At 72.0% G+C, this 23,206-nt stretch carries 24 protein-coding genes; 5 read left to right on the forward strand and 19 right to left on the reverse strand.

Annotation, left to right across the window (positions count from 1 at the left end; genetic code table 11):
• Positions 1-75: 75 nt before the first annotated feature.
• Positions 76-1,770 (reverse strand): long-chain-fatty-acid--CoA ligase, encoded by a 1,695-nt coding sequence (locus QM792_RS03925; RefSeq protein WP_415147895.1) that lies wholly within the window; start codon positions 1,768-1,770, stop codon positions 76-78.
• A gap of 56 nt (positions 1,771-1,826) precedes the next feature.
• Complete coding sequence (locus QM792_RS03930; protein ID WP_415147896.1) at positions 1,827-2,555, reverse strand: FFLEELY motif protein; 729 nt, start codon at positions 2,553-2,555, stop codon at positions 1,827-1,829.
• A 75-nt stretch (positions 2,556-2,630) separates the two neighbouring features.
• Between QM792_RS03930 and QM792_RS03935 the strand changes: the two genes are divergently transcribed.
• Genes QM792_RS03935 through QM792_RS03945 form a run of 3 tightly spaced genes read left to right on the forward strand, consistent with a single transcriptional unit; the run spans position 2,631 to position 5,736 of the window.
• A complete protein-coding gene (locus QM792_RS03935) occupies positions 2,631-3,137 on the forward strand; it encodes a hypothetical protein (protein ID WP_415147897.1) in 507 nt (168 codons plus the stop codon).
• Positions 3,138-3,148: 11 nt separating this feature from the next.
• Positions 3,149-4,762: a GMC family oxidoreductase N-terminal domain-containing protein gene (locus tag QM792_RS03940; protein ID WP_415147898.1), complete on the forward strand. Its 1,614-nt coding sequence runs from the start codon at positions 3,149-3,151 to the stop codon at positions 4,760-4,762.
• Between the two features lie 11 nt (positions 4,763-4,773).
• Positions 4,774-5,736 carry a lipase family alpha/beta hydrolase gene (locus tag QM792_RS03945; RefSeq protein ID WP_415147899.1) on the forward strand — a complete coding sequence of 321 codons (963 nt, stop codon included), beginning with the start codon at positions 4,774-4,776 and terminating at the stop codon, positions 5,734-5,736.
• On the opposite strand, the gene phhA is transcribed toward QM792_RS03945, so the two are convergent.
• Together phhA and hppD are read right to left on the reverse strand one after the other, a co-directional pair.
• Positions 5,637-6,554, reverse strand: a complete 918-nt coding sequence (gene phhA, locus QM792_RS03950) for a phenylalanine 4-monooxygenase (RefSeq protein ID WP_415147900.1) — start codon at positions 6,552-6,554, stop codon at positions 5,637-5,639. The two genes, QM792_RS03945 and phhA, sit on opposite strands and share 100 nt — an antisense overlap.
• A gap of 16 nt (positions 6,555-6,570) precedes the next feature.
• Positions 6,571-7,686 (reverse strand): 4-hydroxyphenylpyruvate dioxygenase, encoded by a 1,116-nt coding sequence (gene hppD, locus QM792_RS03955; protein ID WP_415147901.1) that lies wholly within the window; start codon positions 7,684-7,686, stop codon positions 6,571-6,573.
• A 138-nt stretch (positions 7,687-7,824) separates the two neighbouring features.
• Between hppD and QM792_RS03960 the strand changes: the two genes are divergently transcribed.
• A complete protein-coding gene (locus tag QM792_RS03960; protein WP_415147902.1) occupies positions 7,825-8,307 on the forward strand; it encodes an Lrp/AsnC family transcriptional regulator in 483 nt (160 codons plus the stop codon).
• A 30-nt stretch (positions 8,308-8,337) separates the two neighbouring features.
• On the opposite strand, the gene QM792_RS03965 is transcribed toward QM792_RS03960, so the two are convergent.
• The 9 genes from QM792_RS03965 to QM792_RS04005 all read right to left on the reverse strand — a co-directional run bounded on the left by QM792_RS03965 (position 8,338) and on the right by QM792_RS04005 (position 14,312).
• A complete protein-coding gene (locus QM792_RS03965; RefSeq protein WP_415147903.1) occupies positions 8,338-8,820 on the reverse strand; it encodes an META domain-containing protein in 483 nt (160 codons plus the stop codon).
• A 10-nt stretch (positions 8,821-8,830) separates the two neighbouring features.
• Positions 8,831-9,517 carry an aquaporin Z gene (aqpZ, locus tag QM792_RS03970; protein WP_415147904.1) on the reverse strand — a complete coding sequence of 229 codons (687 nt, stop codon included), beginning with the start codon at positions 9,515-9,517 and terminating at the stop codon, positions 8,831-8,833.
• 131 nt (positions 9,518-9,648) lie between these two features.
• Complete coding sequence (locus QM792_RS03975; RefSeq protein WP_415147905.1) at positions 9,649-10,488, reverse strand: HDOD domain-containing protein; 840 nt, start codon at positions 10,486-10,488, stop codon at positions 9,649-9,651.
• 84 nt (positions 10,489-10,572) lie between these two features.
• Positions 10,573-11,592, reverse strand: a complete 1,020-nt coding sequence (locus QM792_RS03980; RefSeq protein ID WP_415147906.1) for an ABC transporter substrate-binding protein — start codon at positions 11,590-11,592, stop codon at positions 10,573-10,575.
• A 19-nt stretch (positions 11,593-11,611) separates the two neighbouring features.
• Complete coding sequence (locus tag QM792_RS03985; protein ID WP_415147907.1) at positions 11,612-12,388, reverse strand: ABC transporter permease; 777 nt, start codon at positions 12,386-12,388, stop codon at positions 11,612-11,614.
• Positions 12,385-13,140: an ABC transporter ATP-binding protein gene (locus tag QM792_RS03990; protein ID WP_415147908.1), complete on the reverse strand. Its 756-nt coding sequence runs from the start codon at positions 13,138-13,140 to the stop codon at positions 12,385-12,387. The genes QM792_RS03985 and QM792_RS03990 overlap by 4 nt, the downstream gene beginning before the upstream one ends.
• A gap of 73 nt (positions 13,141-13,213) precedes the next feature.
• On the reverse strand, positions 13,214-13,474 hold the full coding sequence (locus tag QM792_RS03995) for a hypothetical protein (protein WP_415147909.1): 261 nt from the start codon (positions 13,472-13,474) through the stop codon (positions 13,214-13,216).
• Between the two features lie 37 nt (positions 13,475-13,511).
• On the reverse strand, positions 13,512-13,670 hold the full coding sequence (locus QM792_RS04000; RefSeq protein WP_415147910.1) for a hypothetical protein: 159 nt from the start codon (positions 13,668-13,670) through the stop codon (positions 13,512-13,514).
• Between the two features lie 93 nt (positions 13,671-13,763).
• On the reverse strand, positions 13,764-14,312 hold the full coding sequence (locus QM792_RS04005) for a hypothetical protein (RefSeq protein WP_415147911.1): 549 nt from the start codon (positions 14,310-14,312) through the stop codon (positions 13,764-13,766).
• A 75-nt stretch (positions 14,313-14,387) separates the two neighbouring features.
• Between QM792_RS04005 and purT the strand changes: the two genes are divergently transcribed.
• Positions 14,388-15,590 (forward strand): formate-dependent phosphoribosylglycinamide formyltransferase, encoded by a 1,203-nt coding sequence (gene purT, locus QM792_RS04010; protein WP_415147912.1) that lies wholly within the window; start codon positions 14,388-14,390, stop codon positions 15,588-15,590.
• A gap of 18 nt (positions 15,591-15,608) precedes the next feature.
• On the opposite strand, the gene QM792_RS04015 is transcribed toward purT, so the two are convergent.
• The 6 genes from QM792_RS04015 to QM792_RS04040 all read right to left on the reverse strand — a co-directional run bounded on the left by QM792_RS04015 (position 15,609) and on the right by QM792_RS04040 (position 23,143).
• On the reverse strand, positions 15,609-16,049 hold the full coding sequence (locus tag QM792_RS04015; protein ID WP_415147913.1) for an Hsp20/alpha crystallin family protein: 441 nt from the start codon (positions 16,047-16,049) through the stop codon (positions 15,609-15,611).
• A gap of 117 nt (positions 16,050-16,166) precedes the next feature.
• Complete coding sequence (gene fusA, locus QM792_RS04020) at positions 16,167-18,242, reverse strand: elongation factor G (protein WP_415147914.1); 2,076 nt, start codon at positions 18,240-18,242, stop codon at positions 16,167-16,169.
• Between the two features lie 110 nt (positions 18,243-18,352).
• The gene (locus QM792_RS04025; protein ID WP_415147915.1) at positions 18,353-19,555 is read right to left on the reverse strand and encodes an ABC transporter permease; all 1,203 of its coding nucleotides are present in this window, start codon (positions 19,553-19,555) and stop codon (positions 18,353-18,355) included.
• Between the two features lie 2 nt (positions 19,556-19,557).
• Positions 19,558-20,283 (reverse strand): ABC transporter ATP-binding protein, encoded by a 726-nt coding sequence (locus QM792_RS04030; protein WP_415147916.1) that lies wholly within the window; start codon positions 20,281-20,283, stop codon positions 19,558-19,560.
• A 98-nt stretch (positions 20,284-20,381) separates the two neighbouring features.
• Positions 20,382-21,701, reverse strand: coding sequence for an efflux RND transporter periplasmic adaptor subunit (locus QM792_RS04035; RefSeq protein WP_415147917.1), 1,320 nt, complete (start codon positions 21,699-21,701; stop codon positions 20,382-20,384).
• The gene (locus QM792_RS04040; RefSeq protein ID WP_415147918.1) at positions 21,698-23,143 is read right to left on the reverse strand and encodes an efflux transporter outer membrane subunit; all 1,446 of its coding nucleotides are present in this window, start codon (positions 23,141-23,143) and stop codon (positions 21,698-21,700) included. Before QM792_RS04040 ends, QM792_RS04035 begins: the two co-directional genes overlap by 4 nt.
• Positions 23,144-23,206: the final 63 nt, after the last annotated feature.

Below are 23,206 nucleotides of genomic sequence, written 5' to 3' on the forward strand. Positions count from 1 at the left end.
TTGTCAGGCTAATAACCAAGGAAACGCCCCGATCAATTACTTGATCGGGGCGTTTTTCTTTGGCATTTCGAGGGTTCAGCTTCTCAGCTCGCGGCGCAGTATCTTGCCGACGTTCGATTTCGGCAGTTCGTCGCGGAATTCGATGTGGCGCGGGCGTTTGTAGGCGGTGAAGTTTTCGCGGCAGTAGTCGGCGAGGTCGGATTCGCTGAGCAACGGATCGCGGCGCACGACGTACAGCTTCACGGCCTCGCCGGACTTCTCGTCGGGCACGCCGATCGCGGCGCACTCCAGCACGCCGGGGTGCAGGCTCACCACCTGCTCGATCTCGTTCGGATAGACGTTGAAGCCGGACACCAGGATCATGTCCTTCTTGCGGTCGACGATCTTGATCGAGCCGTCGGGCGCCATCACGCCGACGTCGCCGGAGCGGAAGTAGCCATCGTCCGTCATCACCTTGGCCGTCTCGTCGGGGCGGTTCCAGTAGCCCGCCATCACCTGCGGCCCCTTGATGCAGATCTCGCCCGGTTCGCCGAGCGGCAGATCGCGCCCGTCGTCGTCGCGGATCGCCACCGAGGTGGACGGCACCGGCAGGCCGATGCTGCCGCTGAAGCTGTCGTCGTCGAAGCGATTGACCGTCACCACCGGCGAGGTTTCGGACAGTCCATAACCCTCCACCACCGGGCAGCCGGTGACCTTGCGCCACTTCTCGGCGGTGGCGCGCTGCACCGCCATGCCGCCGCCGTTGGAGATCACCAGTTCGGAGAAATCCAGCCGCGCGAAGTCGGGGTCGTTCGCCAGCGCGTTGAACAGCGTGTTGACGGCCGGGAACATGTTCACGCGGTGCTTGGCCAGCGTCTTCACGAAGCCCGGAATGTCGCGCGGGTTCGGGATCAGCAGGACCCGCGTGCCGAGCCGGGCGCCCAGCAGGTAGCAGGCCGTCAGCGCGAAGATGTGGTACAGCGGCAGCGCGCACACCACCGTCAGTTGCCGACCGCGCGGCAGCGTGTCGAGCTTGGGTTGGAACCAGGCCTGGGACTGCAGCACGTTGGCCACCACGTTGCGATGCAGCAGCGTCGCGCCCTTGGACACGCCGGTGGTGCCGCCGGTGTATTGCAGGAACGCGGGGTCGTCGGGGCCGATGTCGGGGCGCTTCAGGTGCAGCCGCGTGCCCTCGGCCAGCGCCATGTTGAAGCGTGTGACCGTGCGGCCCTCGCCCAGCGGCAGGCTGAACTCCGGCACCATCTTGCGCAGGTGGCGCACCGCGAGGTTGACCAGTTGCCCTTTCCAGAAGCCGAGCAGGTCGCCCATGGACGCCAGTACCACGTGCCGGACGCTGGTGCGCTCGATCACCTCGGCGAGCGTGGCCGCGAAGTTCTCCAGCACCACGATGGCCTCGGCGCCCGAGTCGTTCAACTGGTGCTCCAGCTCGCGCGCGGTGTACAGCGGGTTGACGTTCACGACCACGTAGCCGGCGCGCAGCACCGCCGCGATCGCCACCGGGTACTGCGGCACGTTGGGCATCATCAGCGCGACGCGCGCGCCGCGCGCCAGGCCGCGCGCCTGCAGCCAGGCGCCGAGCGCGGCCGACAGCTCGTCGATCTGCGCGTAGCTCAGCTCGCTGTCCATGCACACCGCGGCGCCGGCGCGCGCGTGCTTGCGAAAGGCCTCCTCGAGCAGCTCGGTCAAGGAGCGGTAGCACGAGGGGTCGATCTCGGCGGGAACGCCGCTCGGGTAGCTCGCCAGCCAGGGCGAAGCGACAGGGGTGGTCAAGAGAGCATCTCCTTCGGAATCGAACCCACGATGCTCCCGGCGCGGGCGTGCACCCGCTACGGGAGTTGTCCTAACGCGGCGGGCAGCGGCGCGGCGCCCACCGGCCACTCGAACAGGGCCGCGGCCAGCGCGTTTTCGCGCTCCTCGACGGTGGCAAGAAAAGGGTCGGCCCCGCCCATCGCCTTGAAAGTGTCGAAGCCGCTTTCGAGGAACTGCTGCAAGGCCGGCAGGCCGGCCGCGCGCGCCGGGCCGCGCATCAGGTGCAGGCTGGTGCGCAACAGCGGCTTGCGTGTCAGGCGGTCGAGGTCGCGGCCGACGGCGAGCGTCAGGCGGATCTGCTCGTCGCGCGCCTCGCTCTGGCCGGTGCGCTGCCAGGCGGTGGCGTAGCTCGAGCGGTCGATCGGCTGGCCGAGCAGGTGGCGGCCCATCGTGCTGTCCAGCGTCTCCGACAGCGCATGCAGCCGCGCCAGCAACTCCACGGTGCCGACCAGGTCGTGCGGGAACAGCCGCACCAGCGCCGGAACCACGCGCGCGAACTGCGCGTCGCGTTCGCTGTAGTCCTTCGGGCCGTACAGCTCGTCGAGGAAGAAGCGCGCCGCCGCCGCGTAGCGTGGGTTCGCCAGCAGGTCGGCATAGGTGCGCGCGAAGCGCTGCTGCTGGTAGCTCTTCAGCGCCTGCACGGCGGCGCCCAGGGCCGCGTCGGCCGTGCGCGCCTCGCGCTCGCGCGCGACGACCTGCAACTGCGACAGGATGGTTTGGGCATCGGCCGACATGACCCCGAGCATGCCGGGTTTCCAAGCCCCGCGGTTAGTCGAGGCGCTCTAGGCCGGACGCGGTGATCGGTGCAACACTCGCCGCGCATGCAACGGCGCACTCTTCTCAGGCTCGGCATCGGCGCCGCGGTGACGCTCGCGGTCGCGGGCGGCGGCATCGCGCTGGTGCGGCCCGGCCTGCGCGGCGCGCAGCTCGGCGAGGCCGGGCGCGAGGTGATGCGCGCTGTCGCGCGCGCCGTGCTCGACGGCGTGCTGCCCGGCGAGGCGCAGGCGCGGGACCGGGCGCTCGACGCCCACCTGGGCCGGCTCGACGCCGCCATCGCCGCCTTCCCGCCCGCCACGCGCGCCGAGCTGTCGCAATTGCTCGCGCTTCTGGCCAGCGCGCCGGGGCGGCTGGCGCTGGCCGGCCTGGGCACGGCCTGGCCGCAGGCCGAGGTCGAGGCCATCCAGCAGGCGCTGCAAGGCCTGCGTGTCTCGCGCCTGTCGCTCAGGCAGCAGGCCTACCACGCGCTGCGCGACCTCACCAACGCAGCCTATTTTTCCGACCCCGCGGCCTGGGCGCACCTGCGCTATCCAGGCCCGCCCGATCTCTGAGAGGCCTTGCGATGAGTCGCCTGCCCGATCCCGTCCGCGCCGGCCTGCAACGCGGCTGGCGCGTGCTCGGCGGGCCGCACGGCCCGCTGCCCGAGCAGGTGGAATGTGATGTCGCGATCGTCGGCAGCGGCGCCGGCGCCGGCATCAGCGCCGAACTGCTGACAAAAGCCGGCCTGCGTGTGCTGATCGTCGAGGAAGGCCCGCTGCGCAGCAGCACCGACTTCCACCAGCGCGAGAGCGAGGCCTACCCGCAGCTCTACCAGGAGAGCGCCGCGCGCAAGACCGCCGACAAGGCGATCACCATCCTGCAGGGGCGCTGCGTCGGCGGCTCGACGACGGTGAACTGGACCAGCTCCTTCCGCACGCCGGCGCCCACGCTCGCGCACTGGCAGTCGGCGTTCGGCCTGGCCGACTACGGCGCCGACGCGCTCGCGCCGTGGTTCGAGCAGGCCGAGCGGCGCCTGAGCATCGGGCCGTGGCTGACCGCGCCGAACGACAACAACGAACTGCTGCGCAGGGGCGCCACCGCGCTGGGCATCGCCGCGCCCATGATCCGGCGCAACGTCAAGGCCTGCTGGAACCTCGGTTCCTGCGGCATGGGCTGCCCGACCAACGCCAAGCAGTCGATGCTGGTGACCACGCTGCCCGCGGCGCTGGACGGCGGCGCGACGCTGTTCGTGCAGACGCGCGTCGAGTCGCTGGCGCTCAAGGGTGATCGCATCGAGTCGCTGCGCTGCGTGCCGGTCGGCCCCGACGGCGCGCCGGCCGGCGCGCCGCCCACGCGCGTCGTCGCGCGCCACGTGGTGGTGGCCGGCGGCGCGATCAACTCGCCCGCGCTGCTGCTGCGCTCCAAGGCGCCCGATCCGCACGGCCTGCTCGGGCGCCGCACCTTCCTGCACCCGGTGGTGATCTCGGCGGCGCTGTTCGACCGCCCCGTCGAGGGCTGGCAGGGCGCGCCGCAGACGGTCTACTCCGACCACTTCCTCGAGACGCATCCGCTGACCGGCCCGATGGGCTACAAGCTCGAGGCGCCGCCTATCCACCCGGTGATCTTCGCCTCCACGCTGCCCGGCTACGGTCGCGAGCAGAGCGAGCTGCTGGCGCAGTTCGCCAACACGCAGGCGCTGCTGGCGCTGCTGCGCGACGGCTTCCACGAGCAGTCGCCGGGCGGGCGCGTGACGCTGCGCGACGACGGCTCGCCGCTGCTCGACTACCCGCTGAACGACTTCGTGATGGACGGCGCGCGCCGCGCCTTCCTCAGCATGGCCGAGATCCAGTTCGCCGCCGGCGCGCGCGCGGTGCAGCCGGTGCACGAGACGGCGCGCCGCTATGCCTCGTGGCCGCAGGCGCGCGAGGCGATCGCCGACTTGCCGATGCAGCCGCTGCTGACGCGCGTGGTCAGCGCGCACGTGATGGGCGGCTGCGGCATGGCCGCCGACGAGCGGCGCGGCGTGCTGCGGCCCGACGGCACGCACTGGCAGATCGGCAACCTGTCGGTGCACGACGGCTCGATCTTCCCGACCAGCATCGGCGCCAACCCGCAGTTGTCGATCTACGCCATCGTCAACCGGCTCGCCACGCAGCTCGCCAAGCGGCTGAACGGCCGCGACGTGGCGCTCGCCTGAGGCACCGGGGCATGCTCGCGCGGCTCCAGCAGGTGATCACGCTGTCGCTGCTGGCGTTCGCCGTGGCCTGGGCCGGCTGGTTCGCGCGGCAGGGGCGCTGGGGCTGGGCGCTCGGCGGCGCGCTGCTGATCCTGTTCGGCTACGCGCTCGTGCTCGCGATCGAGTTCGTGCTGCTCGGCCTCGTGCATGGCGACGACCCCGCGCCGCGCGCCGGCCCCGCGCAACTGCTGCGCGCCTGGTGGGGCGAGGTGCTGTGCGCGCCAAGCGTGTTCTGCTGGCGCCAGCCGTTCCGCTCGCGGGCCGAGCCGGACCACCTGCCGGCCGGCGCCGCCGGCCGCCTCGGCGTGGTGCTGGTGCACGGCTTCGTCTGCAACCGCGGCTTCTGGAATCCGTGGCTGCGGCGCCTGCGCGCGGCCGGCGTGCCGGTGGTGGCGGTGAACCTGGAGCCGGTGTTCGGCCGCATCGACGACTACGCACCGATCGTCGCGCAGGCGGTGGCGCGCGTGCGCCAGGCCACCGGGCGCGCGCCGCTGGTGGTGGCGCACAGCATGGGCGGGCTGGCGGTGCGGCGCTGGCTGTCGCGCTGCGGCGAGGCGCGGGCCGTCGAGCATGTCGTGACGATAGGCACGCCGCACCACGGCACCTGGCTGGCGCGCTTCGGCCACACGCCCAACGGCGTGCAGATGCGCCGCGCGGGCGACTGGCTGGGCGTGCTGGCCGGCGAGGAGGGCGTGCTCGTGCCGGAAGCCCGCTACGCGCGCTTCACCTGCTTCTACAGCCACTGCGACAACATCGTCTTCCCGCCGTCCACCGCCACGCTGCCGGGCGCCGACAACCGCCACGTGGCGGGCTGCGCGCACGTGCACCTGGCGTTTCAGCCCGAGGTGTTCGACGCGGTGTGGTCGCGCGTGTCGGCGTCGCCGGAGTCGCCGGTGTCGGCCTCGAACTCGGGCGCGCCGGCCACGCGCGCGTAGATCGGCGTGAAGTCGGCGCGCGTGGCGTCGAACAATTGCCCGAAGCCGTCGATGACGAAGTAGGTGGCTTGGTAGTCGTCGATCCGGTAGCGCGTGCGCATGATGCGCTCCAGCTCGAAGGCGCGCCGCCGCGGCAGGGTGCTGCCGACGCTGTGGCGCAGCTCGCCGGCCGACGACAGGATGCCGGCGCCGTAGGCGCGCAGGCCCGCGGGCGTGGCGATCAGGCCGAACTCCACCGTGTACCAGTACAGCCGCGCGAGGTATTCGCACGCGGCCAGCCGGCTCGCCTTCAGCCCGCCCTCGCCGTAGGCCTGCATGTAGTCGGCGAACACCGGGTTGAACAGCAGCGGCACGTGGCCGAACAGGTCGTGGAACACGTCGGGCTCGACCACGTAGTCGAACTCCTCCGGCCGGCGTATCCAGCCCGTCACCGGAAAGCGCCGCTTCGCCAGCAGCGCGAAGAAGGCCTCTTCCGGGATCAGCCCCGGCACCGCCACCACCTCCCAGCCGGTGGCGCGGCACAGCCGCTCGCTCAGCGCGTCGAAGCGCGGGATGCGCTCGGGCGCGCCGAGCTGCGGCAGCGTGGCGATGAACTCCTCGCAGGCCAGCCCGGGCAACTGCGCGGCCTGGCGCTCGTGCAGGCGGCGGTACAGCTCGTGCTCGGCCGCGCTGTAGCGCTCCCAGTGCTGCTCGCAGGTGTAGTCGCCGCGCGCCTGCGCGTAGTCGCCGCGCGGCGGGCGGTTGCCCTGGCCGTAGGTGACCGGCGCGACGCCCTGGTTGACGCCGGAATGGAAGTCGGGCTGCGCGCTGTCGTTCATGGCCGCCGTCGCCGCGTCAGGCCGCGCGCTCGTCCTGCAGCACGCCGCGGCGGATCTGGTCGAGCTCGATGCTCTCGAACAGCGCGCGGAAGTTGCCCTCGCCGAAGCCCTCGTCGCCCTTGCGCTGGATCAGCTCGAAGAAGATCGGTCCGATCACCGTCTGCGTGAAGATCTGCAGCAGCAGCTCGTTGGGCGCGCCCTGGTGCGTGGCGCCGTCGATCAGGATGCGCAGGCGCCGGAGTTCGTCGAGCTTCTCGCCGTGGTTGGGCAGGCGCTTGTCGACCAGGTCGTAGTAGGTCTCGATGGTGTCCTGGAAGGCCACGCCGGCGCGCTTCATGCCGTCCACCGTGCGGTAGATGTCGCTGGTGCCCAGCGCGATGTGCTGTATGCCCTCGCCGTGGTATTCGTCGAGGTATTCGGCGATCTGGCTCTTGTCGTCGCTGCTCTCGTTGATCGGGATGCGGATCTTGCCGCAGGGGCTGGTCATCGCCTTGCTCTTCAGCCCGGTGAGCTTGCCCTCGATGTCGAAGTAGCGCACTTCCTTGAAGTTGAACAGGCGCTCGTAGAACTCGGCCCATTCCTTCATGCGGCCGCGGTGCACGTTGTGCGTCAGGTGGTCGATGTAGGTCAGGCCGTGGCCGGGCACGACGGCCTCGGCGTCGCCCAGCGGCACGAAGTCGACGTCCCAGATCGCGATGTCGCCGATCGCGCCGGGCCTGGCGCCGTCCTTGCCGTGCCAGCGGTCGACGAAGTAGATCAGGCTGTCGCCTATGCCCTTGATGGCCGGGATGTTCAGCTCCATCGGCCCGGTCTTGTTGTCGAAGCCCCAGGCGCCCAGCGACAGCGCGCGCTCGTAGGCGGCGCGCGCGTCCTCGACGCGGAAGGCCATCGCGCAGACGCAGGGCCCGTGCAGGCGCGCGAAGCGCTGCGCGAAGGAGTCGGGCTCGGCGTTGACGACGAAGTTCACCTCGCCCTGGCGGTACAGCAGCACGTTCTTCGTGCGGTGCTTCGCGATGGCGCGGAAGCCGAGTTGCTCGAACAGCCGGCCCAGCGCCGCCGGATCGGGCGCGGCGTACTCGATGAACTCGAAACCGTCGGTGCCCATCGGGTTGTCCCAGGGGGTGAACTGCATGCTCGCTCCTCGTCGGTGGATTGCGTCTTTGACCTGCCTCAACGCTGTTCGGCACTGTAGAAGCGCGGCGGCGCAGTTTTGATGCGAAATCCGGCCCTTCGGTGGCGATATGCACAGGAAAATTGCAGAATCGTCGGCATGGAAAACGCCATCCCGCTCGACACGATCGACCGGCGCATTCTTCGTGCGCTGCAAGCCGACGGCCGCGTCACCTACGACGTATTGGCCGCGCAGGTGAGCCTGTCGCCCTCGGCGACGCTGCGGCGCGTCAAGCGGCTGGAGGAAGCGGGCGTGATCGCGCGCTACGTGGCGCTGGTGGCTCCGGAGCGTGTCGGCCTCGGGCTGACGGCCTACCTCAACGTGCGCCTGGAAAAACACGCCGAGACGCACAAGCGCAACCCGATGGACCTGTTCCGCGCCGCGGTGCAGACCTGGCCCGAGGTGGTGGAATGCGCCGCGCTGACCGGCGAGATGGACTACCTGCTGCGCGTGGTCGTGGAGGACATGGCGCACTACTCGCGTTTCGTGATGGACACGCTGCTGCGCCACCCGAGCGTGGAGGACTGCAAGACGAGCTTCGTGCTCGACCGCGTCAAGAACACGACGGCGCTGCCCTTGTAGGGGGCGGCGCCGTCGCGGGGCGAGGCGGCGTCAGCGCGGCTGCGCCAGCTCGAAGCGCGCCAGCGGCGCGCCGCCCGCGCGGTGCAGCGTGAGGCGCTTGCCGTCGAGCGTGTAGCCGTCGGCGGAGCGCAGCGCCTCGTAAAAGGCCTGCTCGGTCTCCAGGCCGTCGGGGCAGGCCATCATCGTGGCGGCGATGTGCTCGAAGCGGATGCGCGCCTTGCCTTCGTCCAGCTCGAGGTTGGCGCCGAAGCCGTTGCAGCCGCCGAAGCCGGTGGCGCGCTTGTCCTCGACCTTCAGCAGCAGGTGCGGCTCGCGCGCCAGCGCCGGCACGGGCCGGCCGCGCAGTTCGACCAGCTTCCAGTACTTGCCGGCCGGGCCGTCGGGGCGCGCGGCGGCGGGTTTGTCGCCGGGGGTCGGGGGCATGGTGCAGCCGGCCGCCGCCAGGGCGGCGGCCGCGATCAGGATGGACAGGGAGCGCCCGAGGGCGCCGCGGGTCTCGGGCGTCTTTTCCATCGTTCTTGCCTCAGTCCTTCGAGCCGATCACCTTGTAGATGGCGGCGCCCAGCAGCGCGCCGACGATGGGCGCGACCCAGAACACCCAGAGCTGTTCCACCGCCCAGCCGCCCACGTACACCGCCACGCCGGTGCTGCGCGCCGGGTTCACCGAGGTGTTGGTCACCGGGATGCTGATCAGGTGGATCAGCGTCAGGCACAGGCCGATGGCGATGGGCGCGAAGCCGGCCGGCGCGCGCGAATCGGTCGAACCCAGGATGACGATCAGGAAGAACGCCGTCATCACCACCTCGCAGACCACCGCGGCGAGCATCGAGTACTGGCCCGGCGAATGCTCGCCGAAGCCGTTCGAGGCGAAGCCGCCGGCCACGTCGAAACCGGCCTTGCCGCTGGCGATCAGGTACAGCACGCCGCCGGCGGCGATGCCGCCGAGCACCTGCGAGACGATGTAGCCGGGCAGCTTGCCGGCCTCGAAGCGGCCGCCGGCCCACAGGCCGATCGACACCGCCGGGTTGAGGTGGCAGCCCGAGATGTGGCCGATGGCGAAGGCCATGGTCAGCACCGTCAGGCCGAAGGCGAGCGAGACGCCGGCCAGGCCGATGCCGACCTCGGGGAAGGCGGCGGCCAGCACCGCGCTGCCGCAACCGCCGAGCACCAGCCAGAAGGTGCCGAAGAACTCCGCGAACAATGCTTTCATCTGATTCCTCCTTGTTGTTTGCGATGGGACGGGGCGGACTATCGCCAGCGCGGCGCGAGCATGCCACGAAGAGAAGCGTCCGAGCGTGACATCTTCGCAGAGCCGGCGCGGCGGCGCCACGGGGCGAGGAATCAGGTCTCGATGCTGCGCACGAGCTGAAACGCCGCGGCGTGCGAGAGGTTGAGCAGCGCGGCGACGTCGGCCACGTCGTCGGGCAGCGCGGCGTTGTCCCAGCCGGCCGCGCTGTGGCGCGCCAGGCGCACCGCCAGCCGCACGTTGCGCACGGCGGGCTGCTCGGCGTGGCGGCCGTCGCTGATGCGGCGCAGCATCTCGGGCAGCCGCCAGGCTTTCATCAGCGCCTGCTGCAGCTCGTTCAGCACGATGCCCAGCATCTCGCGCTGCACGGCCGCCGAGCGCAGCGCCGCGTCGGCGCGCTGCGCGGCGCGCATGCGCAGCGCCAGCGCCGGCGCGTGGCACCACAGCAGCATCTCGGCGAAGTCGTGCAGCAGCGCGGCCTCGTGGATCAGCGGCGCGTCCGGGTCCATGCGGTGCACCGCGAAGGCCAGCGCGAAGGTCGCGCCGCGGTGGGCGCGGCGCATCACCTCGTGCAGGCCGTCCAGCGCCTCGGGCTGCGCGGCCAGGCGCTGCTCGGCGCTGGGCTGCGGGCCGAAGGCGCGGAAGAACGGCGTGATGCCCATCATCACCAGCGTGGCGGTGACGGTCTCGGTGTCGGTGACCATGCGCGCCGGCCGGTGCGTGGCGGCATAGGCCAGCACCTTGAGCGTCATCAGCGGGTCGTGCGCGACCATCTCGCCGATCGCGTTGGCGTCGACGGCGTCTTCGTTGGCGCGCATCGCCTCGATCGCCTCGGCGGTCTGCGCCAGCACCGGGATCTCGGCGCGGCGGAAGTGCTCGGTCCAGGCGCCGAGGTCGGGCAGCGGGCGGGTCAGTGGTTCATTCGGATCCGGCATGGTCCAGCTCCGGATTCATAGGGACGTGAACGCTTATCGGCCGCCGCGTGCCGCGCTTGAGTGCGAAGAAGCACTCACTTTCGATCACTTGCCGCCCAGCTTCGCCTTCACGTCGAGGCCGACCTTCTTGTTGACGAACTGGAAGCTGGCCACCTTGGACAGATCGACCTCGCCCGGCCGGTACAGCCCGGCCTCGACCATCTGGGCGTGGAAGTCGGCGATGCGCGCCGCGTTCATCGCGCCGATGCCGCCGGCCAGCGCCTCGCCCGAGTCGACGATGCCCTGCTGTTTCATCAGCGCCACCGAGGCCTCCAGCTCGGCCTCGCTCATCTCCGGGTTGGCTTTGAGCATCGCGGCGTTGGCGGCGGCGCGCTTGCCGTACAGGTAGTTCACCCAGCCGAGGATGCTGGCGTCGACGAAACGCTGCACCAGCGCGGGCCGGTTCTTCACGGTGTCGGCGCGCGCCTCGATCAGCGTCGAGTAGGTCGAGAAGCCGTGGTCGGCCAGCAGGTGCACCACCGGCTCGAAGCCGCCCTGCTTCTTCACGTAGATCGGCTCGGCCACCGAGTAGCCCTGCTGCACCGCCTTCGGGTTGGCGAGGAAGGGGCCGAGGTTGTAGTTGTAGGGCTTGAGCGCCTCGTCGCGGAAGCCGTGCTTCACCTTCAGCCACTGCCACCACGAGAACTGGCCGTCCTTGGCGATCAGCGCCAGCGGCGCGTTCTTCAGCGCCTCGAAGCGCTCGAATCCCTGGCCGGGGTGGGCGATCAGCGCCTGCGGGTCTTTCTGGAACATCGCCGCCACCACCACGGTGGGCACGCCGTTGCGCACGTTGTCGAAGCTGTGCAGCAGGTTGCCGGTCATCAGGAAGTCGATGCGGCCGGCCGGCAGCAGCGGCCGGTTGTTGACCTGCGGGCCGCCGGGCTGGATGGTCACGTCCAGCCCGAAGCGCCGATAGGTGCCGTCGGCCAGCGCCTGGTAGAAGCCGCCGTGCGCGGCCTGCGCCTTCCAGTTGGTGGCGAAGACCACCTTGTCCGGCGTGTCCTGCGCCCAGGCCGGCGCGGCGGCCGCCAGCAGCGCGGCGAGCAGCCAGGGCGAACGCTTCATCGACATCTCGTGCCCTCCTTCAGTCCTTCGGGTCGACAGCATGCCAGCGCCCGAGCAGCGCGCGCTCCAGCGCGCCGAGAGACCCGTGGATCAGCACGCCCGTGAGCACGAGCAGCAGCAGCGCCGCGAACATGCGCGGCGTCTCGGTGCGGAAGCTCGCCTCGAGGATGCGCGAGGCCAGGCCGGTCTCGCGCCCGGCCGCGCCGGCCACCATCTCGGCGGTGACCGCGCCGATCAGGCTCAGCCCGCCCGACACCTTCAGCCCGGCGATGAAGTAGGGCAGCGCGCCGGGCGCCAGCAGCAGGCGCAGCCGCTGCCAGGGCGTGGCGCGGTAGAGGCGGAACAGCTCGCGCAGTTGCGGGTCGGCGGCGCGCAGCCCGGCCAGGGTGTTCGACAGGATCGGGAAGAACGCGACGATCCAGGCGCACAGCAGCAGCGCGGCGGTGGTGCTCTCGACGTAGATCAGGATCAGCGGCGCGATCGCCACCACCGGCGTCACCTGCAGCACCACCGCGAGCGGCAGCAGCGCGCGCTCGACGCCGCGCGACAGCGCGAAGACGCCGGCGATCAGCACGCCGCCCGCGCAGGCCAGCGCCAGCGCGCCCAGGGTGATCTCCAGCGTGAACCACCAGCTCGCGGCCAGCGAACCGCCGTCGGCCGCCAGCGTGCGCAGCACCAGCGAGGGCGCCGGCAGCGTGTAGTGCGGTATGCGCGCCATCCGCACCAGCGCCTCCCAGGCCAGCAGCAGGGCCAGCAGCGTGACGAGCGGCAGCGCGCGCTGGAGCCGGCGCTTCATGCCGCGTGCGAGGCTTCCAGCGCCGCCGAGAGCGCGGCGCAGGCGTCGACGAAGGTGGAAGAACGGCGGAACGCGGCGTCGCGCGGATGCGGCGCCGCGATGGCCAGCTCGAAGACGATGCGCCCCGGCCGCGCGCTCATCACCAGCACGCGCTGGGCGAGGAACACCGCCTCGTAGACGCTGTGCGTGACGAACAGCGCCGCGAAGCCCTGCCGGCCCCAGGCCGCCAGCAGGTCGGCGTTGAGCTTCTGGCGCGTGATCTCGTCGAGCGCGGCGAAGGGTTCGTCCATCAGCAGCAGCGCCGGCTGCGTCACCAGCGCCCGCGCGATCGACACGCGCATCTTCATGCCGCCCGAGAGCTGGTTGGGAAAGGCGCCGGCGAACGCCGACAGGCCGACCGTGGCGAGCGCGGCCTCGATGCGCGGCCGCGCCTGCGCGCGGCTGCGGCCGGCCAGGCGCAGCGGCAGCCAGACGTTGTCGGCCACGCTGGCCCAGGGCATCAGCGTGGCGTCCTGGAACACGAAGGCGGTGTCGGCGGCGCCGCTGCGCAGCGCCGGGCTGTCGATGCGCCCGGCGCCCGGCGTGTCGAGCCCGGCGGCCAGGCGCAGCACCGTGCTCTTGCCGCAGCCCGAGGGGCCCAGCAGCGCGACGAACTCGCCCGGCGCGAGTTGCAGCTCCACGCCGGCCAGCGCCTGCACGCCGGAATCGAAGCGCTTGTGCACGCCGTGCATCGACACGATGGGCGTGGTCATGCGGGCAGGGGCGGCGGCGCGGGCATGCGCCGAGTATCGCGGTTCGACGGCGGCGCCCGGCGGCGCGCCGACTTCAGAGCCGGGTGACGCCGGGCAGCCAGCCGACCAGCTCGCCGTCGAGGTACAGCGCGCCTTCCGGCGCGCCGGCTTCGGCGTAGAACTCCAGGCGCGGGTCGGGGCCGGGCGCGGCGCTGCGCGCGGCGAGGCGGCGGGCCAGCCGGGCCAGCGCGGCGCTGGCGCTGCGCAATGCGCCGGCGGCGGCATGCCGGGCGAGGGCGGCGGCGGGGCCGGGCGTCGGCGCGACCGGGCTCCAGCGGGGGGCTTTGGACGTCATGGCGGTTCTCCGGCGCGCGGCGCGGCCGCGCGCGAATTCAGGGGCTGTGTGTCATGCGGGTGAGTTCGCGCTGCAAGGCGCGCTGGGCTTCCTGGCGCATCGCGCGGCTGCCCGTCCGGTGCGAACCGGCGCGGCGCAAGCGGGCGAGCGCCACCAGCGGATTGCGGGGCTTGGCGGTGGGAACGGTGATCTTCATCGGGCGCCTCCTCGGCAGTGAGGCGCGAATGATAAAGTATTGATTATCTTTGGCAAGATCCCTTGATCTAGGGGTCAACCCACGGGCCCGGCCTCAGCGCTTCTTCTTCAGCGGCTCGACGCCGGAGCGCGAGCGCGCCCAGAGGTCGGCGCTGTCGGCGCTGTCGGCGCCGTCGTCGCGCGGGGCGGGTGCCGGGGCTTTCGGCGCGGCGGGCGGCGCCGGCGCCAGCACCTCGCCGAGCAGGTCGAGCAGCCGCGTGCGCGCGCGCTGCGGGTGGCGCCGGTAGTAGGTCAGCACCAGGCCGACGATGAAGCGCTCGTCGTCGTCCTGCGGCGCATCGTGCGGCGGCTCCTCGGCGGCCGCGGCGCCGGCGGTGCCCGGGTGCGGCTGGTCCATCCAGCCGTGCGGCTTGTGGCACAGCGCCTCGAACTGGCGCGCCAGGCGCTCGCCGATCTGGCGCGCCCGGCCCTTGATCTGGCTCCAGTAGCTCGGCTGGATCTGCAAGCGCTCGGCGAAGCGCCGCTCCAGTCCGCGCAGCGTGGCGGCGTCGGGGTGCTTGACGGTGGCCTGCACAAATTCGTCGAACAGCAGCAGCGCGTTGTCGAGGCGGATCTGGGCGAGGTCGCGCACACCGGAGGTCATGCCCCGATGATAAAGGCTTGTTCAGCTTCGACGCCGGGGGACAATCCGCCCCGTTTCACGACCAGGCACACCACGATGACGACGCTCGGCACCCCGCTCTCGCCCTCCGCCACCCGGGTCATGCTGCTGGGCAGCGGCGAGCTCGGCAAGGAGGTGCTGATCGCCTTGCAGCGCCTGGGCGTCGAGACCATCGCGGTCGACCGCTACGACCACGCGCCCGGCCAGCAGGTGGCGCACCATGCGCGCACCATCGCGATGAGCGACCCGGCGCAACTGAAGGCGTTGATCGACGCCGAACGGCCTATGTTGGTGGTGCCCGAAATCGAGGCCATCGCCACGCCGGTGCTGGAGCAGCTCGAAGCCGAAGGCCTGGTGCGCGTGATCCCGACCGCGCGCGCCGCGCGCCTGACGATGGACCGCGAAGGCATACGGCGCCTGGCCGCCGAGACGCTGCGCCTGCCGACCAGCCCCTACCGCTTCTGCGATTCGCTGGCGGAACTGCGAGCGGCGATCGACGGCGGCATCGGCTACCCGTGCATCGTCAAGCCGGTGATGAGCAGCTCGGGCAAGGGCCAGAGCCGGCTCGACGGCCCGGCGGACGTGGCCGGGGCCTGGGAGGCGGCGATGGCCGGCGGCCGCGTCGCCGGCAGCCGCGTGATCGTCGAGGGTTTCATCGCCTTCGACTACGAGATCACGCTGCTGACGGTGCGCGCGATGGACACGCGCGGCACGGTGCAGACGCGTTTCTGCGAGCCCATCGGCCACCTGCAGGTCAGCGGCGACTACGTCGAGAGCTGGCAGCCGCACCCGATGAGCGCGGCGGCGCTGGAGCGCGCGCAGCGCATTGCCGAAGCCGTCACCGACGATCTCGGCGGGCTCGGCCTGTTCGGCGTCGAGTTGTTCGTCGAGGGCGACCAGGTGTGGTTCAGCGAGGTCTCGCCGCGCCCGCACGACACCGGCATGGTGACGATGGCCACGCAGTGGCAGAACGAGTTCGAGCTGCACGCGCGCGCCATCCTCGGCCTGCCGGTGGACACCGCGCTGAAGACGCCGGGCGCCAGCGCGGTGATCTACGGCGGCGTGGAGGCGGCCGGCATCGTCTTCGACGGCGTGGCCGACGCGCTGGCCGTGCCCGGCACCGAGCTGCGCTTGTTCGGCAAGCCGGAGAGCTTCGTCAAGCGCCGCATGGGCGTGGCGCTGGCGCGCGACGACAGCGTGGACGTGGCGCGCCAGCGCGCCCGGCAGGCGGCGGCCTGCGTGAAGCCGCGCCGGCCCTGACGGGCGCCGCGGCGGCGCTCAGCGCACCGACAGGCGGGTGGACTTCGGCGCGTCCTTCTTCGGCAGCGTCAGCGTCAGCACGCCGTCCTCGAACTTCGCCTCGGCGGCCTGCGTGTCGACGGCCTGCGGCAGCTCGAAGGAGCGCGCGTACGACTCGTGGCTGCGCTCGCTGTACAGCACGCGTTCACCGTCCTTGCGCTCGTTGCGGCTGCTCAGCTTGGCGCTGACCGAGACCGTGGCGCCGTCGATGTCGATGGCGATGTCGTCCTTCTTCACGCCGGGCAACTCGGCGCGCACCTCGTAGGCGCCGCTGCGCTCGGTGACGTCGATGCGGGCGCGCGAGACCAGGCCCGACGGGCCGCGCTGGCTGGCCAGCTCGTTGAACATCGCGTCGACCAGGCTGAACGGATCGCGCGCGACGGCGCCCTGGGGCACGGGACGGGACAGCAGAGAGAACATGTGAACCTCCTTCGTGGGCAAGGCGGCTGGCGTGCCGCCGATGCCCAGGAGATAGGGTGCGCCGCGGCCGCTTCAAGAGGCCGCGTGCGGCTTGCTGAGCCGGATCAAAAAACCGCGTCAGTCGTCCTCGCGCGGCTTGAACTGCGCCGCGAGCTGGCTCTGCACCGCCGGCGGCACCGCCTCGTAGTGGCTCAGCGCCAGCGTGTAGCGGCCCTGGCCGCCGGTCATGCCGTTCAGCCGCGCCTGGTAGCCGGCGAGTTCCGACAGCGGCACCTGGCCGTTGACCACGACGCTGCCGCCGGCCAGGTTGCGCGCGCCGCTGACCTGCCCGCGCTTGGCCGACAGGTCGCCGGTGATGTCGCCCATCGCGCCACCGGGCGCGGTGATCTCGACCTTGACGATGGGCTCCAGCACGATGGGCCGCGCCTTCATCACCGCGTCGACGAAGGCCTTGCGGCCGGCGGTGGCGAAGGCGATGTCCTTGGAGTCCACGCTGTGCGACTTGCCGTCGTAGACGATCACGCGCAGGTCGCCGACCGGGTAGCCGGCCACCACGCCGGCGTCCAGCGCCTGGCGGATGCCCTTCTCGACCGCCGGGATGAACTGCGTCGGGATGGTGCCGCCCTTGACCTGGTCGACGAACTCGAAGCCCGCGCCGCGCGCCAGCGGCTCGACCTTCAGGAACACCTCGCCGAACTGGCCGGCGCCGCCGCTCTGCTTCTTGTGGCGGTGGTGGCCCTCGGCCGGCGCGGTGATGGTCTCGCGGTAGGCGATGCGCGGCGCTCGGGTGTTGACTTCGCACTTGTAGACCTCGGTCATGCGCTCCAGCAGCGTGCGCAGGTGCAGCTCGCCCAGGCCGTAGACCACGGTCTCGTTGGTCACCGCCACGTGCTCGACCTTCAGGCACGGATCCTCGTCGACCAGCTTGGTGAGGATCTCCCACATGCGCTGCTCGTCGCCGCGCCGCTTCGGCTCGATCGCCAGGCCGTGCACGGGCACCGGGAAGGGCAGCGGCTTCAGGTGCAGGTGGTCGTCCTCGGCGGCGTCGTGCAGCACCGCGTCGAAGTGGATGTCGTCGACCTTGGCCACCGCGCAGATGTCGCCCGGCACGCCGCAGGGCACCTCGACGTGCTCCTTGCCGCGCAGCATGAACAAATGGCCCACCTTGAAGGGCTTGCGGCCGTCGCCGATGTAGAGCTGGCTGTCCCTGGTCACCGTGCCCTGGTGGATGCGGAAGATGCCCATGCGGCCGACGTACGGATCGACCGTCACCTTGAACACGTGCGCGATCACGTGCTTGGCCGGGTCGGGGTCGGCGTGCAGTTCCCTGGCTGCCTCGCCCTCACCTTTGTAGAACTGCGGCGGGTTGCCCTCGGTCGGATTCGGCAGCAGCAGCTCGATCACGTCGAGCAGCTCGGCCACGCCGGCGCCGGTGCGCGCCGAGACGAAGCACACCGGGATCAGGTGGCCTTCGCGCAGCGCCTGTTCGAGCGGCGCGTGCAGCTCCTTCGGATCGACGTCGCCGTCGTTCAGGTAGCGGTCGACGAAGGCCGGATCCACCTCCACCACCTGCTCCACCAGCGCGCGGTGCGCCTCGGCCACCGAGCCGAAGTCGCTCTGGCCCTCGGTGTTGAAGAAGCAGTCGACCACCTTGGCGCCGCCGGCGGCCGGCAGGTTCAGCGGCAGGCACTCACGGCCGAAGGTCTCGCGGATCTGCGCCAGCAGCGCGGCCAGGTCGACCCCCTGCGCGTCGATCTTGTTGACGATCACCATGCGGTCCAGGCCGCGCTCGCGCGCCCATTCCATCATGCGCGCGCTCATCATCTCGATGCCGGTGGCGGCGTTGATCACCACCGCGGCGGTCTCGACCACCTCCAGCGCCGTCATCGACTGGCCGACGAAGTCGGGGTAGCCCGGCGTGTCGAGCAGGTGGATGCGCGTGCCGCGGTGCTCGAGGTGCATCAGCGCGGTGTTCAGCGAATGCTGGGCGCGGCGCTCCATCGGGTCGTAGTCGCTCACCGTGGTGCCGCGCTCCAGGCTGCCGGGCGCGCCGATGGCGCCGGCCTTGTGCAGCAGCGCTTCGGCCAGGCTGGTCTTGCCCGCGGCCGACTGGCCGACGAGCGCCAGCGTGCGGATGCGCTCGATGGCGCGGGTATCGCGGGTGGCGGGGGAAGAGGGGGTGGTGGCAGGCATGACGCGCTCCTTGGTCGGGCGCGTCTTCTGCGCCGGGGGGTGGGCGGGAAGGTCGGGGCCAGCGTACTCCTCCCCCCGGGCCGGAGCAAGCCTCGCGCGTCAAGCGGGCGTCATTCGTGGCGCAGCGCCTCGATCGGGTCGAGCCGCGCCGCGCGCCGCGCCGGGAAGTAGCCGAACACCACGCCGATGGCCGCCGAGAAGGCGAAGGCCAGCAGGTTGATCGGCGCGTCGAACACGTAGGGGATCTGCATCAACTGCGCCAGCCCCAGCGAGGCCACCGTGGCCAGCGCGATGCCGATCAGCCCGCCCAGCGCGGCCAGCACCACCGCCTCGACGAGGAACTGCAGCAGCACCTCGCGCTCCAGCGCGCCGATCGCCAGGCGCACGCCGATCTCGCGCGTGCGCTCGGTGACGCTGACCAGCATGATGTTCATGATGCCGATGCCGCCCACGACGAGGCTGACCGCCGCGACGGCGCCGAGCAGCATGGTCATGATCTGCGTGGTGCCCGACATCGTGTCGGCGATCTGGCGCGTGTCGAGCACGTTGAAGTTGTTGTCGTCGGCCTCGGCGAGCTTGCGCCGCTCGCGCATGAGCTGTTCCAGGCTGTCCTTGATGCGGTCGGTGTCGGCGCCCTCGTTCATCGACACCAGGATGGTGTTGATGCGCGTGTGGCCGACCACGCGACGCTGCATCGTCGCCAGCGGCAGCACGAGCAGGTTGTCCTGGTCGTTGCCCATCGCGCCCTGGCCCTTGCTGCCGAGCAGGCCGACGACGGTGCAGGAGAACTTCTTCACCCGGATCTGCTCGCCGATCGGGTCGGCGCTGCCGAACAGCTCCTGGCGCACGGTCGCGCCGATCACGCACACCGCGGCGCCGACGCGCTCCTCGTCGGGCTCGAAGCCGCGGCCGTCCTGGAGGGTCCAGTTGGCGACGCTGAACCAGTTCTGCGTCGAGCCGGTGACCATCGCCGACCAGTTGCGGCCGTTGGCCACCAGCGTCGCGCTGCTGCGCACCTCGGGCGCCACCAGGCGCACGCCGCCGATCTGCGCGGCGATCGCGTCCACGTCGGCCACCGCGAAGGGCGGCCCGCCGCCGCCGCCCGGGCCCATGCGCTGGCCGGGCATCAGCATCAGCAGGTTGCTGCCCAGGCTGGCGATCTGCGCCTGCACCGAGCGCGTCGCGCCGTTGCCCAGCGTCACCATCGTGATCACCGCGCTGACGCCGATCACGATGCCCAGCATCGTCAGGAACGAGCGCAGCAGGTTGCGGCGGATCTCGCGCAGCGCCAGCAGCAGGGTGTTCAGCCACATGGTCAGGCCGCCTCCCGCGCCGCCGCCGCCGGCGCCACCGGCGCGTTGCGCACGTCGCTCTCGACGCGGCCGTCGACGAAGCGCACCACGCGCTTGGCGTAGGCCGCCATGTCGGGTTCGTGCGTGACCATGATCACCGTGATGCCCTGCTCGACGTTCAGCCGCGTCAGCAGCTCCATGATCTCGCGGCCGCGCTGGCTGTCGAGGTTGCCGGTCGGCTCGTCGGCGAGCAGCACCTCGGGGTTGGTCACCAGCGCGCGCGCGATCGCCACGCGCTGCTGCTGGCCGCCGGAGAGTTCGGCCGGCGTGTGGTGCTCCCAGCCGGCCAGGCCCACGGCGGCCAGCGCGGCGCGCGCCTGCGCATGGCGCGCCGCGGCCGGCTCGCCGCGGTACAGCAGCGGCAGCTCGACGTTCTCCTGCGCGCTGGTGCGCGCCAACAGGTTGAAGCCCTGGAACACGAAGCCGAGGTACTTGCGGCGCAGCCGCGCGCGCTGGTCGCGGCTGAGCTTCTGCACCGCGATGCCGCGGAACAGGTAGTCGCCGCCGGTGGGCACGTCCAGGCAGCCCAGCGTGTTCATCGCGGTCGACTTGCCGGAGCCGCTCGGGCCCATGATGGCGACGAAGTCGCCGGCGGCTATGTCGAGATCGACGCCCTTGAGCGCCTGGAACGCGGCCTGGCCCTGACCGTAGGTCTTGGTGATGCCGCGAAGGCTGATGAGCGCCCCCATCCCGCCGTGAACGGCGGCCTGCCCCCCGAGGGGGCTGCGCGGGCCGGCTTGGGGCGGCCCGGCGCCCGGCCCGCGATCGCTCTCGCTCGAGGGCTCGCTCACTTCGGCGCCCCGCTGCGCTGGTCGACGATCACCGCGTCGCCTTCGGCGAGACCGCCGCCCGACACCTCGGTGCGCTTGCCGTCGGTCGCGCCCACGGTCACGCGCAGCGACACCGGCGCGCCGTCGCGCAGCACCCAGAGCTGGCGGCTGCCGCCGGTGGCGCCGCCGTTGCCGGCCACGCTGCGCCGCGCCACGCCGCCGGGGGGGCGCGGCATCAGCTTGGAGACGATGCCGCCACCGCCGCTGGCGGCAGCCGGCGCGCCGGCCGCCGCCACGCCGGCCGGCGTGAAGCGCAGCGCGGTGTTGGGCACCAGCAGCGCGGGGGCGCGCTCGCTGGTCTGGATGGTGGCGGTGGCGGTCATGCCGGGGCGCAGCGTCAGGTCCTGGTTGTCGACCGCCAGCTCGGTGGTGTAGGTCACCACGTTGTCGGTCTTGGTCGAGCCGTAGGCGACGCGCGTCACCGTGGCCGGATAGCGTCGGTTCAGGTAGGCGCCGACGGTGAAGGTGGCCTTCTGGCCGACGGCGACCAGGCCGACGTCGGTTTCGTCGACGTTCACGTCGAGTTCGAGCTTGCGCAGGTCTTCGGCGAGGGTGAACAGCGTCACCGCCTGCAGCGAGGCGGCCACCGCGTTGCCGGGGTCGACCGAGCGCGTCAGCACCACGCCGTCGATCGGCGAGCGGATCGAGGCCTTGGACAGGTTGGTCTCGTCGGTCGAGAGCTGCGCCTGCGCGCTGGTCACGCCGGCGCGGGCGCTCGCCTCGGCGGCGCGGGCGCGGTCCAGCGCGGCGCGCGCGGCGTCGATCTCGGTCTGCGCCGGCACCTTGCCGCCCGAGAGCTTCTGCACTTCCTCCAGCCGCGCCAGCCCGGCCTGCGACTCGGTGAGCGTCGCGCTCGCCTGCGCCACGGCGGCCTGCGCGGTGGACAGCGCGGCGCGCGAGCGGGCGATCTGGTCGCGCAGCTTGGCGGTGTCGAGCTCGACCAGCACCTGGCCCTTCTTGACCTCGTCGTTGACGTCGACCAGCACGCGCGTCACGGTGCCCGACAGCTCGCTGCCGACGTTCACCGAGCGCGTCGGCTGCAAGGTGCCGTCGGCGCTGACGGTCACTTCGAGCCTGGCGCGCTGCACCGGCTCGGTGACGTAGCTCGGCGCCGCCGCCGCGCGCCGGCCCGACTGCCACCACGCGAAGGCCAGCGCGAGCACGACCAGCGCGGCCAGGCCGGCCCACAGCGAGCCGCGCTTCCACCACGGCCGGGCGGAGGGTTCTTCGAGCAGCGCGGCGATCGCGTCCGCGCCGGGCTGGGCGTTGGTGTTCATGAGGTCTTGTCGTCCGAAGCGGAGGAAGCGGAGGGCAGCGGCGTCCAGCCGCCGCCCAGGGCCTTGAAGAGGCGCACGTGGTCGCTGGCCACGTCGGCGTTGCCGGCGGCGACGCTGTCCTGCGCGGAGAGCTGCGTGCGCTGCGTCGTCAGCACGGTCTGGAAGTCGACCAGCCCGCTCGCGTAGCGCTGGCGCGCCAGCAGCGCGGCGTTGTCGGCGGCCTCGGCGGCGTCGCGCAGGCGCGCCAGCCGCTCGCGGTCGCCCTGCAGCGCGACCAGCGCGTCTTCCACGTCCTTCAGCGCCGCCAGCACGGCGCCGCGGTGGGCGGCGCGCGCCTGGTCCAGCGCGGCCTGCTGCGCCGAGGCCTGCGCGCGCAGCGCGCCGCCGTCGAACAGCGGCAGCGACACGCCGCCGAGCAGCGAGGCGGCGGCCGCGCCGCCGGCGCCCAGGCCCGACAGCGTCAGCGCCGACAGGCCCAGCGTGCCCGACAGGTTGAAGCTCGGGTAACGCGCCGCCTCGGCCTGCACCAGGCGCTGCGCCGCCGCGCCGACGCGCGCCTCGGCGGCGCGCACGTCGGGGCGCTGGCGCAGCGTGTCGGCGGGGAAGGCGAGCGCCAGGTCTTCGGCCGGCTGCGGCAGCGCGCCGCCTTCGGGCAGCGACAGCCCGGCCGCCGTGCGGCCGGTCAGCAGCGCGAGGGCGTGGCGCGACTGCGCGATCGTCGTCTGCAAGGCCGGCACCTGGGCGCGCGTCTGCTCGACGGCGGTGCGCGCCTGCTCGGCTTCCAGCGAGGTGGCCAGGCCGGCCTGCACGCGCCACTGCGTGATCTGCAGGGTTTCCTGCTGGCTGGCGAGGTTCTCGCGCGCGATCGCCAGCCGGCGCTCGGCGCTGCGCAGCGCGATGTAACCCTGCGCGACCTCGGCGGCCACCGACACCTGCACGTCGCCCAGGCTGGCGGCGCTGGCCTGGGTGTCGAGTTCGCTCGCGTCGCGCGCGGCGTGCTGGCCGCCGAAGATGTCGGGCTCCCAACTGGCGTCGAAGCCGGCGCGGAACAGGTTGCTGCCGCCGCCGCCGTCGCTCTGGCTGCGCTGCACCGAGGCCGAGCTGCCGACGCTGGGCCCGAGCCGCGCCTGCTGCACCTGGGCCAGCGCGCGCGCCTGGCGCAGCGCGGCCTGCGCCGAGGCGACGCTGGTGTTGGCCGCCAGCGCCTGCTCGACCAGCCTGCTCAGCGCGGGGTCGCCGAAGCGCTGCCACCAGGCGGCCAGCGGCGTGGCCGGCGCCGCCTCGGGCTGCGGCGCGGCGGCGTTCCAGGCGGCCGGCAGCGCGACGCCGGCCGCGGCATCGGTGGGCTGGACACGCAGCGAGGCGCAGCCGGCCAGTGTCAGTGCGGCGGCCAGCGCGGTGGCCGGGGCGCTCCAGCGTGGCGTTGTTCTTGTCGCAGGCATGCCGGGCAGTCTCGGGTGGGCGCGTTGCGCGCGTGCTTGCGTGCTGTCAAGCTGTGTAAAGCT

Origin of the sequence: Piscinibacter sp. (assembly GCF_047600445.1) — a bacterium.
Lineage (GTDB): Bacteria > Pseudomonadota > Gammaproteobacteria > Burkholderiales > Burkholderiaceae_C > Piscinibacter.

What these genes read in the sequence shown, in the direction of transcription:
- QM792_RS03930 (WP_415147896.1), bottom strand. Translation starts at nt 2,555, where the DNA reads ATGCTCGGGGTCATGTCGGCCGATGCCCAAACCATCCTGTCGCAGTTG.
- QM792_RS03935 (WP_415147897.1), top strand. Translation starts at nt 2,631, where the DNA reads ATGCAACGGCGCACTCTTCTCAGGCTCGGCATCGGCGCCGCGGTGACG.
- QM792_RS03940 (WP_415147898.1), top strand. Translation starts at nt 3,149, where the DNA reads ATGAGTCGCCTGCCCGATCCCGTCCGCGCCGGCCTGCAACGCGGCTGG.
- QM792_RS03945 (WP_415147899.1), top strand. Translation starts at nt 4,774, where the DNA reads ATGCTCGCGCGGCTCCAGCAGGTGATCACGCTGTCGCTGCTGGCGTTC.
- phhA (WP_415147900.1), bottom strand. Translation starts at nt 6,554, where the DNA reads ATGAACGACAGCGCGCAGCCCGACTTCCATTCCGGCGTCAACCAGGGC.
- hppD (WP_415147901.1), bottom strand. Translation starts at nt 7,686, where the DNA reads ATGCAGTTCACCCCCTGGGACAACCCGATGGGCACCGACGGTTTCGAG.
- QM792_RS03960 (WP_415147902.1), top strand. Translation starts at nt 7,825, where the DNA reads ATGGAAAACGCCATCCCGCTCGACACGATCGACCGGCGCATTCTTCGT.
- QM792_RS03965 (WP_415147903.1), bottom strand. Translation starts at nt 8,820, where the DNA reads ATGGAAAAGACGCCCGAGACCCGCGGCGCCCTCGGGCGCTCCCTGTCC.
- aqpZ (WP_415147904.1), bottom strand. Translation starts at nt 9,517, where the DNA reads ATGAAAGCATTGTTCGCGGAGTTCTTCGGCACCTTCTGGCTGGTGCTC.
- QM792_RS03975 (WP_415147905.1), bottom strand. Translation starts at nt 10,488, where the DNA reads ATGCCGGATCCGAATGAACCACTGACCCGCCCGCTGCCCGACCTCGGC.
- QM792_RS03980 (WP_415147906.1), bottom strand. Translation starts at nt 11,592, where the DNA reads ATGAAGCGTTCGCCCTGGCTGCTCGCCGCGCTGCTGGCGGCCGCCGCG.
- QM792_RS03985 (WP_415147907.1), bottom strand. Translation starts at nt 12,388, where the DNA reads ATGAAGCGCCGGCTCCAGCGCGCGCTGCCGCTCGTCACGCTGCTGGCC.
- QM792_RS03990 (WP_415147908.1), bottom strand. Translation starts at nt 13,140, where the DNA reads ATGACCACGCCCATCGTGTCGATGCACGGCGTGCACAAGCGCTTCGAT.
- QM792_RS03995 (WP_415147909.1), bottom strand. Translation starts at nt 13,474, where the DNA reads ATGACGTCCAAAGCCCCCCGCTGGAGCCCGGTCGCGCCGACGCCCGGC.
- QM792_RS04000 (WP_415147910.1), bottom strand. Translation starts at nt 13,670, where the DNA reads ATGAAGATCACCGTTCCCACCGCCAAGCCCCGCAATCCGCTGGTGGCG.
- QM792_RS04005 (WP_415147911.1), bottom strand. Translation starts at nt 14,312, where the DNA reads ATGACCTCCGGTGTGCGCGACCTCGCCCAGATCCGCCTCGACAACGCG.
- purT (WP_415147912.1), top strand. Translation starts at nt 14,388, where the DNA reads ATGACGACGCTCGGCACCCCGCTCTCGCCCTCCGCCACCCGGGTCATG.
- QM792_RS04015 (WP_415147913.1), bottom strand. Translation starts at nt 16,049, where the DNA reads ATGTTCTCTCTGCTGTCCCGTCCCGTGCCCCAGGGCGCCGTCGCGCGC.
- fusA (WP_415147914.1), bottom strand. Translation starts at nt 18,242, where the DNA reads ATGCCTGCCACCACCCCCTCTTCCCCCGCCACCCGCGATACCCGCGCC.
- QM792_RS04025 (WP_415147915.1), bottom strand. Translation starts at nt 19,555, where the DNA reads ATGTGGCTGAACACCCTGCTGCTGGCGCTGCGCGAGATCCGCCGCAAC.
- QM792_RS04030 (WP_415147916.1), bottom strand. Translation starts at nt 20,283, where the DNA reads ATGGGGGCGCTCATCAGCCTTCGCGGCATCACCAAGACCTACGGTCAG.
- QM792_RS04035 (WP_415147917.1), bottom strand. Translation starts at nt 21,701, where the DNA reads ATGAACACCAACGCCCAGCCCGGCGCGGACGCGATCGCCGCGCTGCTC.
- QM792_RS04040 (WP_415147918.1), bottom strand. Translation starts at nt 23,143, where the DNA reads ATGCCTGCGACAAGAACAACGCCACGCTGGAGCGCCCCGGCCACCGCG.